Origin of the sequence: Streptomyces smaragdinus (genome assembly GCF_009604385.1) — a bacterium.
Classification (GTDB): domain Bacteria; phylum Actinomycetota; class Actinomycetes; order Streptomycetales; family Streptomycetaceae; genus Streptomyces; species Streptomyces smaragdinus.
Map to the genome: position 1 here is coordinate 499565 of NZ_WEGJ01000001.1, position 14876 is coordinate 514440.

Here is a 14876-nt window from a genome sequence, read left to right on the forward strand (position 1 = left end):
ATGTCCCGGGGCAGCTTGCTGTCACTGACAACAAGCGGTCAGTGGAATCGGCTCTTCGGGTCTGCCGGACGCCTCGGAGGCGGTGGTAGCGTCGCCGGCCGTGGGGAATCAATTAATTGCCGGAATTGCTTCAGGGGTGGCGGACATGGCTGTGATGGAATCCGGTGGGTTGTGGTCCGCCTCGGCCGCGCAGACGGGAATCTGGTTCGCGCAGCAGCTCGCCCCCCAGAGCCCGGCTTTCTCCATCGCGCACTACGTCGAGATCCGCGGTGCGCTCGACCCGATGCTGTTCGAGGTCGCGGTCCGCAAGGGAGTGCGCGAGACGCAGGCCCTGAACGTCCGTTTCGTCGCGGACGAGGAGAGGGGGCTCGCGCAGCTGGTGGAGCCGCTGGAGTTCTGGCCGTTCCCGGTGCTGGACCTGCGTGCGGAGAGCGATCCGCAGGCGGCGGCCGAGGACTGGATGCGGGCGGACCTGCGGCGCACGGTGGACCTGGAGCACGGGCCGGTGTTCGCGATGGCCCTGCTGCGGACCGGCGCCGAGCGGTTCCTGTGGTACCAGCGCTGTCATCACATCGCGATGGACGGCTTCGCCGGGACGATGCTCGCCGCCCGGGTCGCCGCCGTGTACACCGCGCTGGACGAGGGCGAATCCGGCGTCGAGGGGGCCTTCGGCTCGCTGCGGGTGCTGCTGGACGAGGACGCCGAGTACCGCGCGTCGCGGAGCCACGCCGACGACCGGCGGTACTGGAGCGAGCGGCTGGCCGGCCGGACGAGCGCCGTCGACTTCCCGGGCACCGGCTCCGGCGGTGACGGGTTCATCCGGCAGAGCGTCGCGGTGGCGGAGGGACCGGCCCGGCGGCTCAAGGAGCTCGCCACGGCGTGCGTCACCAGCGTCTCCGGGCTGCTCATCGCCTCGCTGGCGGGCGTGCTGCACCGGGTGACGGGAGCCACCGACCTGACCCTGGCCCTCCCGGTCACCGGCCGCACCAGCAAGGCGACACGGGCCGTCCCCGGCATGACGTCCAACGTGCTGCCGCTGCGGCTGACGGCCGACGCGTCGACGACGCAGCGGGAGCTGGTGCGTCAGGTCGCGGCGGAGGTGCGTCAGGCGCTGCGCCACCAGCGGTACCGCTACGAGGAGATCCGCCACGACCTCGGGCTGACCGGGCGCGACGGCCGGCTCACCGGCCCGTCGATCAACATCATGATGTTCGACGCGGGCCCGGTGTTCGGCGGTCTGCCGTCCACCGTGCACAACCTGACCAACGGTCCGATCGACGGCTTCGACATCATGGTGTACGGGTCCGGCGGCCTGGTGACCCGGATCGACTTCAACGCCAGTCCCGACCGGTACGGGCCGAACGACGTCACGGCCGTCCGCGAGGCGTTCGTGGCCTGGCTGGAGTCGGCGCCCGGACTCGGCCCGGACGCCCCGCTGAGCAGCCCCCGGCTGACCGGCGCCGACGAGCGGGACTGGACCCTGCTGACCGCGCCCGAGGCCACCCCGGAGCCGGCGGCCCCGCAGACCGTCACAACGCCCGAACCGGCCCACTCCCCCGCGCCCAGGTCCGCACGCCGCCCGGCGCGCGGACCCGAGGAGCAGATCCTGTGCGGCCTGTGCGAGAAGCTGCTCGGCCGCGAACACGTCACCGCCGGGGACAACTTCTTCGACCTCGGCGGCCACTCCCTGCTCGCCATGCGCCTGATCAGCCGGGTCCGCACGGAGTTCGGCGTCGAACTCGGCATCCAGGCCGTGTTCGAGGCCGCGGACATCGGCGCCCTGACGGCGCTGATACGCGACGCCGACCGGGCCCGTACACCCCTGCGGGCCGGCACCCGCCCCGACGTGGTGCCGCTGTCGCCCGCCCAGCGCCGCCTGTGGTTCCTCACCCGCGACGACGCCGGCCCCGCCACGTACAACCAGCCGACGGCGGTACGCATCGACGGCGCCCTCGACGAGACGGTCCTGGCCCAGGCCCTGGCCGACGTGGTCGCCCGCCACGAGAGCCTGCGCACGGTATATCCGGACGACCGGGGTGAACCGCGCCAGGAGATACGCCCCGCCGCCGGCGCCCGGCCCGTGCTCCTCCGGTCGGTGACCACCGAGGACGGCCTCGCCGAGGCGCTGGCCCGGGCGGCGGCCGAGGGCATCGACCTCTCGGCGGAACTGCCGGTGCGGGCCCATCTGCTGCGGCTGTCCGACACCGAGCACGTGCTGCTGCTCGTCGTCCATCACATCGCCACCGACGGCTGGTCCGCCGCCCCGCTGGCCGCCGACCTGCAGCGGGCGTTCACGGCCCGGGCCGCGGGCACCGCGCCCGAGTGGGAGACGCTGCCCGTCCAGTACGCCGACTACACGCTGTGGCAGCGCGCCCTCCTCGGCGACGCGGCCGACCCCGCCAGCCTCGCCCACCAACAGCTGGCGTACTGGAGGCGCGCGCTCGACGGGATCCCCCCGGAGCTGAACCTGCCCGCCGACCGGCCCCGGCCCGCCGTCGCGAGCCACCGCGGGGACACCACGCCGCTGCGTATCGACGCCGCCACGCACCGCCGGATCGTCGGGCTGGCCCGGGAGACCGGCACCAGCGCCTTCATGGTCGTACAGGCCGCCCTGTCGGGGCTGCTGTCCCGGCTCGGGGCGGGCCAGGACATTCCCCTCGGCACGCCCGTCGCCGGGCGGACGGACGAGGCGCTCGACAACCTGGTCGGGTTCTTCGTCAACACGCTGGTCCTGCGCGCGGACGTGTCGGGGAACCCGACGTTCGGCGAACTGCTGCGCCGCGTCCGGGACTTCGACCTGGCCGCGTTCGCGCACCAGGATCTGCCGTTCGACCAGCTGGTGGAGGCGGTCAACCCGGAGCGTTCGGCGGGCCGGCACCCGCTGTTCCAGGTGATGTTCGCGCTGCACGAGGACATCGGCGCCGGCTTCCGGCTGCCGGACCTGGACGTGCGGTTCGAGACCGTCACGTCGGGGACCGCCCGGTTCGATCTGGGCATCGAACTCGCCGAGTCCTTCGCCCCCGACGGCACCCCGGCCGGCCTGACCGGCACCGTCGGCTACGCACTCGACCTGTTCGACGAGCCCTCCGCCGCCGCGCTGGCCCGCCGGCTGGAGCGCTTCGTCACCGCCGCCGTCACCGACCCGGACCTGCCCGTCAGTGACATCGGCATCCTCGACGACGACGAGCGCCGCCTCGTCCTGCACGAGTGGAGCCGCACCGGGCTCCCGCCCCGCCCGTCCACCTTCCCCGCCCTCTTCACGGCCCAGGCCGCCCGCACCCCGGACGCGACGGCGCTCGAGTACGAGCAGGAGCGCGTCACCTACGCCGAGCTGGAGCGGCGCTCGCACGCGCTGGCCCTCGAGCTCGCCGGACACGGCGTCGGCCCCGGGCAGCGGGTCGCGCTGGTGCTGCCCCGGTCGATCGACCTGGTGGTCGCCCTGCTGGCCACGGTACGGGCGGGCGGGGCCTACGTGCCCGTGGACCCGGCCTATCCGGCGGACCGCGTGGCGTACCTCTTCGACGACGCGGACCCGGCGCTGGTGCTGACCACATCCGCGCTGCGGGCCGTGGTGCCCGGCCACCACACCGCGCCCGTGCTGGCCCTCGACGAACTCCGGGAGCCGGCCGCCGACGGCGTCGTCCTGTGCGCGCCGACGCCGCGCGACACCGCGTACGTGATCTACACGTCGGGGTCCACCGGCCGCCCCAAGGGCGTGCTCGTGCCGCACTCCGGCATCGGCCCGATGGCCCGGGGACTGGCCGACCGGTGCGGGCTGGGCCCGGGCGGCCGGCTGCTGCAGTTCTTCTCCCCGTCGTTCGACGCCGCGGTCGGCGAGATCACGATGTGCCTGCTCACCGGCGCGACCCTGGTCCTCGCCCCCGCCGATCGCCTCACCCCCGGACCCGCCCTGGCCGACCTGGTCCGCGAACGGCGCCTCACCCACATGCTGCTGGTGCCGAGCGTGCTCGCCGTCCTCTCCGACACGGACCTCCCCGCCGACCTCACCCTCGGCCTCGGCGGCGAGTCCCTGCCGCCCGAGATCGTCTCCCGCTGGGCGAACGGGCGCCGGCTGGTGAACGTCTACGGCCCGACCGAGACGACCGTCACCGCCACGACCAGCGTCCCGGACTCCCCCACCACCGACGGCGTGCCGCCCATCGGCCGCCCCCTGCCCGGCGCCCGCGTGTACGTGCTGGACGCACGGCTGCGCCCGGTGCCGCCCGGCGTCCCCGGCGAGATGTACCTCGCGGGCCCGGGTGTGGCGCAGGGGTATCTGGGCCGGCCGGGGCTGACGGCGGGGCGGTTCACGGCCGACCCGTACGGCGAGCCGGGCAGCCGGATGTACCGCACCGGTGACCTGGCGCGCTGGCGGCGGTCGGGGGATCTGGAGTTCCTGGGGCGGACCGACGACCAGGTGCAGATCCGGGGCTTCCGGATCGAGCCGGGCGAGGTCGCCGCCGCCCTGTCCGGCCATCCGGCCGCCGACCGCGTGGTGGTGCTGGCGCGGGAGGACAGGCCGGGCGAGCGGCAGCTGGTCGCGTACGCAGTCCCGGTGGCCGCCTCGGACCGGGACACCCTGTCCGCCCGGCTGCTCGAGTACGCGGCGCAGAGCCTGCCGGCCCATCTGGTGCCGGCGGCCTGCGTGGTCCTCGACGCGATGCCGCTGCTGCCCAGCGGGAAGCTGGACCGCGACGCGCTCCCGGCGCCGGACCAGCGGCCGCGGCGGGCCGGGCAGGCGCCGCGCACCGAGGTCGAGCGGGTGCTGTGCGAGCTGTTCGCCGAGGTGCTGGAGGTCGGGGAGGTCGGCATCGACGACAACTTCTTCGACCTGGGCGGCCATTCGCTGCGCGGGATGCGGTTCACCGCCCGCGTCCGGGCCCGCCTGGGCGCCGAACTCACCATCCGTACGCTCTTCCTGAACCCCACCGTCGCCGGACTGGCACCCCTGATATCCGCCCCTTCGGCCGACACCCGGGACCGGGTCGTGGCCCGGCAACGGCCCGAACGGATCCCCCTCTCCCCCGGGCAGCGACGGCTGTGGTTCATCCAGCGGCTGGACGGCGGGAGCACCGCGTACAACATGCCGATGGCGCTGCGGATCGGCGGCGCACTCGACCGGGCGGCGCTGGAGCGGGCGCTGAACGACGTGGTCGCCCAGCACGAGAGTCTGCGGACGGTGTTCCCCGACCACGACGGGGAGCCGCATCAGCTGATCCTGCCGGCCGGGGAGTGCGGGTTCTCCTTCCCGGTGACCCACACCGACGCGGAGTCGGTGGGCGGGCTGCTGACCGCGGCGGCGGACCACTGCTTCGAGCTCGCGGAGGAACTGCCCGTACGGGCGGAGCTGTTCGTCCTGTCGCCGACCGAACACGTGCTGCTGGTCGTGGTGCATCACATCGCCGGTGACGGATGGTCGTACGCGCCGTTCCTGAAGGACCTGGAGCGCGCCTTCGCCGCCCGGACCGCGGGCGTGCCCCTGGACCGGGAACCGCTGCCGGCGCAGTACGCCGACTACACCCTGTGGCTGCGGGATCTCCTCGGGGACCCGGACGATCCGCACGGCCGGGGCGCGCGTCAGCTCGCGTACTGGCGCGAGACGCTGGCCGGGCTGGCGCCGGAGGTCACCCTGCCGGGCGACCGGCCGCGGCCCGCCGTCGCCTCCCATCGCGGTGCGGCGACCCCGTTCCGTATCGACGCCGCCGTCCACCGCCGGATCCACGAGCTCGCGCAGCGGTCGGGCGCCAGCGCCTTCATGGTGCTGCACGCCGCCGTCGCCGGGCTGCTGGCGCGCCTCGGGGCAGGGGACGACATCCCCGTCGGCACGCCGGTCGCGGGGCGTACGGACGTGGCGCTGGACGATCTCGTCGGCTTCTTCGTCAACACGCTGGTCCTGCGCACCGATGTGTCGGGGGCGCCGACGTTCGCCGAGCTGCTGCGGCGGGTCCGCAACACCGACCTCGCCGCGTACGCGAACCAGGACCTGCCGTTCGACCGGCTGGTCGAGGCGCTGAACCCGGAGCGGTCGCCGGGCAGGCATCCGCTGTTCCAGGTGATGCTGGCGCTGCAGAACGACTTCGCGACCGCGGCCCGGCTGCCCGGACTGCGGGTGGAGGTCGAGGGAGCCGGCACCGACACCGCGAAGTTCGATCTGCTGGTGGACATCCGCGAGACCTTCGACGCGGACGGCTCCCCGGCGGGCGCCTTCGGTTCGCTCGAGTACGCGCTGGACCTGTACGACCCGTCGACCGCCGAGGCGCTCGCCCGCCGCCTGGAGCGGTTCATCGCCGAGGCCGTCACCCGTCCCGAGGCACCGCTGCACCACATCGACATCCTCGACGCCGACGAACGCCGCCGCGTCCTCCCCCCGGACTCCGGCACCGGCCCGTCGGCGCCGCCCACGACCGTCCCCGCGCTCTTCGGAGCCCAGGCCGCGCGCACCCCGGACGCGCCGGCCCTCACCCACGGCGGCGTGACGATCAGCTACCGCGAGCTCGACGCCCGGGCCAACCGGCTCGCCCGGCTGCTGTGCGCCCGCGGCGCCGGACCCGAACGCCTGGTCGCGGTGTCGCTGCCGCGGTCCGCGGACCTGGTGGTGGCGCTGCTCGCCGTACTCAAGGCGGGCGCCGCCTACCTGCCGGTGGATCCCGGATACCCGGCCGAGCGCGTCGCGTTCATGCTCCGCGACGCCGGACCGTCGCTGCTGCTCACCACCTCGGACGTCGCCGTACGGGCGGCCGGCGCCCCCGGGCCGACGGTGCTCCTCGACGACCCCGGGGTGGTACGGGAGCTCGCGCGGATGCCGGACGAGGACCCGTCGCCGTACCTCGACCCCGCGCATCCGGCGTACGTCATCTACACCTCCGGGTCGACGGGCAGGCCGAAGGGAGTCGTGATCCCGCACTCCAACGTGACGCGGCTGTTCTCGGCCACGGACCACTGGTTCGGGTTCGGGGAGAAGGACGTGTGGACTCTCTTCCACTCCTACGCGTTCGACTTCTCCGTCTGGGAGCTGTGGGGGCCGCTGCTGCACGGCGGCAGGCTGGTCGTCGTCGACCAGGAGATCAGCCGCTCCCCCGTCGATCTGCTGGAGCTGCTGGTACGCGAGGGCGTGACGGTGCTCAACCAGACCCCGTCCGCCTTCCACCAGCTGGCGCGCGCCGACCGGGACCACCCGGAGCTCGGCCGGGAACTCTCCCTGCGCCTGGTCGTGTTCGGCGGCGAGGCGCTGGACCCCGCCCGGCTCACCGACTGGTACGCCCGCCATCCCGACGGCGCCCCCGCGCTGGTGAACATGTACGGCATCACCGAGACCACCGTGCACGTCACCCACCTCGCGCTGGACGCCGCCGGCGACCCGGCCGGCAGCCCCATCGGGCAGGCCGTCCCCGATCTGCGCGTCCGGGTCCTGGACCGGTGGCTGAAGCCCGTACCGCCGGGTGTGCCGGGCGAGATGTACGTGTCCGGGGCCGGACTCGCCCGCGGCTATCTGCGTCAGCCGGCGCTGACCGCCGGGCGGTTCGTGGCCGACCCGTACGGGGAGCCGGGCGCGCGGATGTACCGGACGGGTGATCTGGCGCGGTGGCGGGCCGACGGGACGCTCGACTATCTCGGGCGCGGTGACGACCAGGTGAAGGTGCGGGGGTTCCGGATCGAGCCGGGTGAGGTGGAGGCGGCGCTGCGGACGTGCGCCGGGGTGCTGGACGCGGCGGTGCTGGTGCGCGAGGACGCGGTGGGCGACGCCCGGCTGGTGGCGTACGTCGTGCCGCGCGACGGCGCGGCGCCCGAGGCCGCCGGGCTGCGCAGGGCGCTCGGGGAGCTGCTGCCGGCGTGGATGCTGCCGCAGGCGTACGTGACGGTGCCGGCGATCCCGCTGACGGCGAACGGCAAGCTGGACCGGGCCGCGCTGCCCGACCACGCGGTGCGGCCGGGGCGGGAGGTCACCACGGCGCGGGACGAGCTGGAGCAGCGGGTCACCGACGTCTGGCGGACGCTGCTCGACGTGCCGGACGTGGGCATCGACGACGACTTCTTCGACCTGGGCGGCGACTCGTTCAAGGCCGTGGCGGTCGCGCGGCGCATCGATCCGCGGCTGCCGGTGATCGAGCTGTTCAAGCATCCGACGCCGCGGGCACTCGCCGCCCATCTGCGCGGGGCGGACGGGCATCCGCGGCGCGACAGCTGGCTGCACCGGCTGACCCCCGACCGCGGTGAGACCGAGCTGAGCCTGGTGTGCGTCCCGTACGGCGGCGGCAGCGCCCTCGCGTACCAGCCGCTGGCCCGGGAGCTGCCCGCGCATCTGGCGCTGTGGGGCGTCACGCTGCCGGGGCACGACCCGGCCGACCACGACGTCCCGCCCGCCGACTGGGGCGAGGCCGTGGAGGAGCTGGCCGCGCAGATCGCGGCGACGGTGACCGGCCCGCTCGCCCTGTACGGGCACTGCGCGGGCACCGTCCTCACGATGGAGCTGGCGCACCGGCTCACCCTGCGGGGCATCGTCCCGGCCGCCGTCTACCTCGGGGCGGCGCTGCCCGAGGAGGACGCCGCGCCGGACGGGGGGCTGCCGGGGTCGGACGAGCAGCTGGAGGAGTTCCTGCGCTCGCTGGGCGGCTTCGACGGCGCGCTGGACCCGGACGACACGGCGGGGGCCGTCCGGCTCGTGCGGCACGACATGGTGCAGGCGACGGCCATGTACGGGCGCTCCCTGCGGGATCCGGCGCCGCGCCGGCAGCTGCCGGTGTGTGTCGTGGTCGGTGACGAGGATCCGCTGACCGAGGGGTACGCCGGCTGGGCCCCGGGGTCGATGGAGCTCGAGGTGCTGGCGGGGGCCGGGCACTACTTCGTCAAGCATCAGGCCCGTGAGCTCGCCGCCCTCGTCGCCGCCCGCCACCCGTCCTTCGCCGCGCTCGCGCCGGAGGTCAGCCATGCATGACGTGATCGTGGTCGGCGCCCGGGTGGCGGGCGCGTCCACCGCGCTGCTGCTCGCCCGGGCGGGATACCGGGTGCTGCTGCTCGAGCGGTCGGCGTTCCCGAAGGACACGCTCTCCACGCTGTACATCCACCAGCCGGGAGTGGCCCTCCTCGGCCGCTGGGGCGTGCTGGACGCGGTGGCGGCGAGCGGCTGCCCGCCGGTCGACCGGGTGACGTACCAGGTGGCGGACGTACGGCTGGAGGGCTGTTCGCGGCCGGTGGACGGCCGGCGGGAGGCGTACGCGCCGCGCCGGACGGTGCTCGACCCGCTGCTCGTGGACGCGGCGGTGGCGGCGGGCGCGGAGTTCCGCGACGGGTGCGCGGTGGAGGAGCTGCTCTTCGACGGCGACCGGGTCACCGGGGTGCGCTGCGGCGGGCGGGAGGAGCGGGCCGTGCTCGTGGTCGGCGCGGACGGGATGCGGTCACTCGTCGCGGCGCAGGCGCGGGCGGCGACGCTGATCGAGGATCCGGAGCTGACCTGCGCGTACTACACGTACTGGGAGGGCGTGGCGGACCACTTCGAGCTGTACGAGGCGCCCGGCCGCTGGATCGGCGCGATCCCCACGCACGACGGGTCGACGCTGATCGGGGCGTACTTCCCGCAGTCGGAGTTCCCCCGGGTACGGGCGGACGCGCGCGCCGCGTATCTGGACGCGGTGCGTTCCGCGGCTCCGGCGCTGGCCGGCCGGCTGGCGGGGCTGAGCCCGCTGGAGCGGCTGTACGGGACGGGGACCCAGCGGAACTTCTTCCGCCGGGCGTCCGGCCCCGGCTGGGCGCTGGTCGGGGACGCCGCCCACCACAAGGACTCGATCACCGCCCGCGGGATCACCGACTCGTTCCGTCAGGCGCAGGCGCTGGCGGACGCGATCGGCACGGAACTGCACGCGCCCGGGCGGCTGAACGCCGCGCTGGACTCGTACGCCGAGGGACAGAAGGAGATGCTGATCGACGACTACCACAGCACCCTGACCGTGGCGGCGCTGGAGATCCACCGGGACCGGCTGGCGATGCTCCGCGCGGTGGCGGGCAGCGCGGAACTGCTCGAGCGGTACTTCTCGTCGGTGGCCGGTGTCATCCCGGTCGAGGAGCTGTACACGCCGGAGCTGCTCGAGGCGCTGTACGGCTGAGGCCGGGTTGTCGGACCCGTCCCCTACGCTCGCGGGATGGACGTCCACCACCTCTCCCGGACCGACGCGCGGCGGATCGCCGTGCGGGCGCAGCTGCTCGAGCGGACCCGGCCGGCGGGCCTGCTCGACGTGGTGCGGCGGCTGACGCTGCTGCAGCTCGACCCGACGGCCGCCGTCGCGCCCAACGCCCATCTCGTCGCGTGGAGCAGGCTCGGGGCAGCGTACCGGCGGGACGAGCTGCGGGCCGAGCTGGAGAAGCGGTCGCTGGTGGAGCTGCGGGCGCTGGTCCGGCCCGCGGAGGACATAGCGCTCTACCGGGCCGAGATGGCCCGGTGGCCCAACGGCTTCAAGGCCGCCGGGGACTGGATGACGGCCAACGACGCCTGCCGGCGCGACGTCCTCGCCCGGCTCGAGGCCTCCGGACCGCTGCAGTCGCGGGAGCTGCCCGACACCTGTGCGGTGCCGTGGAAGTCGACGGGGTGGACGAACAACCGCAACATGACGCGGATGCTGGAGTTCCTGTCCAGCAAGGGCGAGGTGGCCGTCGCCGGGCGCACCGAGGGCGGCGAGCGGCTGTGGGACCTGGCCGCACGGGTCTACCCGGACGACCCGGTGGTGCCGGCCGCGGAGGCCGAACAGCGGCGCAACGAGCGGCGCCTGGCGGCGCTGGGCATCGCCCGGGCCCGCAGGACGCAGGTGCCCGTCGAGCAGGCGGACGTCGGCACGGCCGGGGAGCCGGCCGTCGTCGAGGGCGTCAAGGGTGAGTGGCGCGTGGACCCGGTGCGGCTGGCGCAGGTGGGGCGGCCGTTCGCCGGGCGGACGGCGCTGCTGTCTCCGTTCGACCGGCTGGTGCACGACCGGGAGCGGGCGCTCGAGCTGTTCGACTTCGAGTACCAGCTGGAGATGTACAAGCCGGTCGCGAAGCGCCGCTGGGGGTACTTCGCGCTGCCGGTCCTGTACGGCGACCGGCTCGTCGGAAAGCTGGACGCGGCCGCCGACCGGAAGGCGGGCGTGTTCCGGGTCCACGCGCTGCATCAGGACACGCCCTTCGACGCGGCCACGACGGCGGCCGTCGAGGCCGAGATACGCGCGCTGGCCGACTGGCTGGAGCTCGACCTGCTGCTTCCGGCCGGCTGACGCGTTCGCCCGTTGCCGCCGCTCCCCCGGTCGGGTAGAACGTGCCCCGGGAGGGGGCTTCATGGGCGCGATGCTGCTGCGGGGAGGACGGGTCCGGGGCCGGGACGGGAGGAGTGACATCCTCGTCCGGGACGGGGTGATCCGCGCGATCGGACCGGAGGTGACGGCCGGGGACGCCGAGGTGGTGGACGTGCGCGGGCTGCTCGTGCTGCCCGGCCTCGTCGAGGCCCACTGTCATCTCGACAAGACGCTGTACGGCGGGCCCTGGGTCCCGCACACCGCCGGCGACGCCCTCGCCGACCGCATCGGCACGGAACGGCGCCGGCGCGCCGGGCTCGGTGTCCCCGACACCGGCCGGATCACGGCGCTGCTCGAGACGATGATCGCCGCGGGCACGTCGTACGTGCGCACGCACACCGACGTCTCCCCCGAGTTCGGCCTGGCGGGGGTCGAGGCGGTGCGGGCCGCGGCGGAGGCGGTGGCCGGGCGGATCGACGTGGCGCAGGTCGCGTTCCCGCAGTACGGGCTGCTCACCAATCCCGGGACCGCCGCGCTCCTGGAGGAGGCGCTGCAGAGCGGCGTCGGGACGATCGGCGGCATCGACCCGGCGGGCTTCGACCGCGACCCGGTGCGCCATCTCGACGTGGTCTTCGGCCTGGCCGAGCGGTACGGGGCCGGGGTGGACATCCACCTCCACGACGGCGGCACCCTGGGCGTGTGGCAGCTGGAGCTGATCGCCGAACGCGCCCGCGTCACCGGCCTCTCGGGCAAGGTCGCGGTCAGCCACGCGTACGCCCTCGGGCAGGCCGATCCCGCCACGCAGACCCGGATCGCCGGTCTCCTCGCGGAGGCGGGCGTGGCCGTGGTGACCGCCGCGGTGTACGACTTCCCGGTGCCGCCGGTGAAGACGCTGCGCGCCGCCGGTGTCACCGTGGCCTGCGGCCACGACGGCATCCGGGACCTGTGGGGCCCGTACGGCAGCGGCGACATGCTGGAGCGCGCCATGCATCTGGCGTACCGCAGCACCTTCCGCCGCGACGACGACATCGAGCTGGCCCTGCACGCCGCCACGTACGGCGGCGCCGCGCTCCTCGGCCTCGAGGCGTACGGGCTGGTCCCGGGGGCGCCGGCGGATCTCGTGCTGGTGGACGCCGGATCCTTTGCCGAGGCCGTGGTGACGCGACCGCCCCGGGAAATCGTCCTCAAAGCGGGGAAACGGGTGGCGGGGCGGGCCGGTGCGGCGGATGCTCGCGCACATGACTGACTACCCGAAGATCGAACGGAAGTTCGGATGGCGGGACGTGTGGGTGGCGCCCGACGAGGATCCGCGCAGCGACGGCGGGCTGACGGGTGAACGCGCCGTCCTGACGGGCTATCTGCGCGACTACCGCCTCACCCTCACCCTCAAGTGCGAGGGCCTGGACGCGGAGGCGATGGCCCGCCGCTCCGTCGAGCCGTCGAACCTGTCGCTGCTGGGCCTGGTCCGGCATCTGGCCGGCGTGGAACAGCACTGGTTCCGCAAGGTGATGGCGGGAGAGACGATCAGCCGTCACTACCGCACCGACGACAACCCGAACGGCGACTTCGAGGACGCCGCCCCGGACCCCGCGATGGTCGCGGAGGCCTGGGCGACATGGCGGGCGGAGGTCGGCTTCGCGGAGCGGGTCGTCGACGGGGCGCCGGACATGGACCTGCTCGGCACCGTCCACGGCAAGCCCATCGAGCTGCGGGAGGTGCTGGTCCACATGATCGAGGAGTACGCCCGCCACCTCGGCCACGCGGACTTCCTCCGCGAGCGGATCGACGGCCGGGTGGGTCAGTAGCCCCGCCGCAGCCGCCCCCCGCCGGTAAGATCGCCGGGGCGCGGCTGCGGAAGGGGGACGGGACGTGTTGCCGGAGGAACTGACCGGCGCCGAACGGCTGTTGTGGGAGGCCTTCCCCGAGGGGCGGCGGGTCGATCTGCGCACCGGGGACGCCGCGGCGGACGATCCGGCGGGCGCCGCCGGGTGGGGGCCGGAGCGCACCGTGCGGGCCGAGGTCGTGGCGGCCCTGCTGCTGGGGGCGCGGGAGTCCGTCGCCGGGCATGTCGCGGCGGTGCATCTGCTGGGCGCGCGGATCACCGGGACGCTGGAGCTGGACAACGCGGACGTGGACTGCCATCTGCGGATCCGTGGCTGCGCGTTCGACGGGGAGATCAAGGTCTACGCGGCGCGGCTGCGCAATCTCACGGTGCAGGACTCGGTGCTGCCGGGCGTCCTCGCCTCGTACGCGACGGTCGAGGGCAATCTGCGTCTGCTGCGCAGCCGGATCACCGGACGGCTGCTGCTGGAGGGCGCGAGGATCGGCGGCAACCTCAATCTGGGCGGCGCCCGCCTGGACGGCGGGCTGTCGGCGAACCGGCTCGCCGTGGAGAGCGACATCCTGTGCAACCTGGGCTTCACCGCCGGGCGGACGGTGCAGCTGCGCAGCGCCCGCGTCGGCGGCAGCGTGCAGCTGCGCGACGCCCGGCTGCGCGGCACCGACGGGCTGGCGCTGGACGCCGCCCGGCTGCGCGTCGAGGGGGACGTCTCCGGGTACCGGATGACCGCCCGCGGCGAGCTGGGGCTGCGAGGCGCCTCCGTCACCGGGGCGCTGTTCCTGCGCGCGGCGGTGCTGCTGCACGAGGGCGGGCGCACGCTCAGCGCCCCGGGGGCGCAGTTCGGGGCGGACGTGGTGCTGGACCGCCGGTTCCGTTCCGTCGGGTCGATCCGGCTGACCGACGCGTCCGTGGCCGGGCATCTGCAGCTGGACGGCGCGGACCTGCGCGTACCGGACGGGATGGCGCTCGAGGCGTACGGGCTGCGCGTCGGCGGCGATGTGGCGCTGCGGGACGTGAGGGCGGCGGGCGCGCTGCGGATATCGGGGGCGCAGATCACCGGGCGGGTGGATCTGACCGGGGCGCGGGTGGGCGGCGGGCGGGACGGCCTGGCGCTCTCGCTGCGCCAGTCGACCACGCGGGAGGTGCTGATGCGTACCGCCGTGCCGCCGGACGGCACGGTGGATCTGCGGTACGCGACGCTCGGGGTGCTGCACGACGAGGCCCGCACCTGGCCGGCGCGGATCCGGCTGGACGGCGCGGCGTACCAGATGCTCGACACGCCGCTGCCCGCCGTGGAGCGGCTGCCGTGGCTGAACCGGGACGCGGGCGCGTATCTCCCGCAGCCGTACGAGCATCTGGCCGGGATGTACCGGCGGCTGGGCCTGGAGCCCGAGGCACGGCGGGTGCAGCTCGCCGGGCAGCGGGCCCGGCGCACCCATCTGCCCTGGTACGCGCGGCTGTGGGGGCTGGTGCAGGACGTGACCGTCGGCTACGGCTACCGGCCGGCGTGGGCGGTGGGCTGGCTGCTGGGGCTGCTGGCCGCGGGGTCGGTGTTCTTCCATCTGCACCCGCCGCGCGAGCCGGCGTCACCGCCGAGGTTCGAGGCCGTGATCTACACCCTGGACGTGCTGCTGCCGGTGGTCGACTTCGGGCAGGAGAAGGCGCATGTGCCGCAGGGGAACGGGCTGTGGGTCGGCTATCTGCTCATCGCCGCGGGATGGATCCTGGCGACCGCCGTCGCCGCCGGTGTGGCCCGGGCGCTCAACCGTCCGTGACGGGGTCTC

At 74.5% G+C, this 14876-nt stretch carries 6 protein-coding genes; all 6 read left to right on the forward strand.

Annotated elements, in window-relative coordinates:
- Positions 1 to 145 precede the first annotated feature (145 nt).
- The 6 genes from SRB5_RS02460 (at position 146) to SRB5_RS02485 (ending at position 14867) form a co-directional block, all read left to right on the forward strand.
- On the forward strand, positions 146 to 8932 hold the full coding sequence (locus tag SRB5_RS02460; protein WP_153449675.1) for a non-ribosomal peptide synthetase: 8787 nt from the start codon (positions 146 to 148) through the stop codon (positions 8930 to 8932).
- Positions 8925 to 10097 carry an NAD(P)/FAD-dependent oxidoreductase gene (locus tag SRB5_RS02465; RefSeq protein WP_153449676.1) on the forward strand — a complete coding sequence of 391 codons (1173 nt, stop codon included), beginning with the start codon at positions 8925 to 8927 and terminating at the stop codon, positions 10095 to 10097. The genes SRB5_RS02460 and SRB5_RS02465 overlap by 8 nt, the downstream gene beginning before the upstream one ends.
- Before the next feature lie 36 nt (positions 10098 to 10133).
- Complete coding sequence (locus SRB5_RS02470; RefSeq protein ID WP_153449677.1) at positions 10134 to 11234, forward strand: DNA glycosylase AlkZ-like family protein; 1101 nt, start codon at positions 10134 to 10136, stop codon at positions 11232 to 11234.
- A 61-nt stretch (positions 11235 to 11295) separates the two neighbouring features.
- Positions 11296 to 12498: an amidohydrolase gene (locus tag SRB5_RS02475; protein ID WP_153449678.1), complete on the forward strand. Its 1203-nt coding sequence runs from the start codon at positions 11296 to 11298 to the stop codon at positions 12496 to 12498.
- On the forward strand, positions 12491 to 13057 hold the full coding sequence (locus tag SRB5_RS02480) for a DinB family protein (protein WP_228389687.1): 567 nt from the start codon (positions 12491 to 12493) through the stop codon (positions 13055 to 13057). The genes SRB5_RS02475 and SRB5_RS02480 overlap by 8 nt, the downstream gene beginning before the upstream one ends.
- Positions 13058 to 13121: 64 nt before the next feature.
- On the forward strand, positions 13122 to 14867 hold the full coding sequence (locus SRB5_RS02485; RefSeq protein ID WP_323376858.1) for a translocation/assembly module TamB domain-containing protein: 1746 nt from the start codon (positions 13122 to 13124) through the stop codon (positions 14865 to 14867).
- The last annotated feature ends 9 nt before the right edge of the window (positions 14868 to 14876 follow it).

Bases quoted from the DNA above. Each gene is read 5' to 3' on its own strand.
- SRB5_RS02460 (WP_153449675.1), top strand. From the start codon at position 146: ATGGCTGTGATGGAATCCGGTGGGTTGTGGTCCGCCTCGGCCGCGCAG.
- SRB5_RS02465 (WP_153449676.1), top strand. From the start codon at position 8,925: ATGCATGACGTGATCGTGGTCGGCGCCCGGGTGGCGGGCGCGTCCACC.
- SRB5_RS02470 (WP_153449677.1), top strand. From the start codon at position 10,134: ATGGACGTCCACCACCTCTCCCGGACCGACGCGCGGCGGATCGCCGTG.
- SRB5_RS02475 (WP_153449678.1), top strand. From the start codon at position 11,296: ATGGGCGCGATGCTGCTGCGGGGAGGACGGGTCCGGGGCCGGGACGGG.
- SRB5_RS02480 (WP_228389687.1), top strand. From the start codon at position 12,491: ATGACTGACTACCCGAAGATCGAACGGAAGTTCGGATGGCGGGACGTG.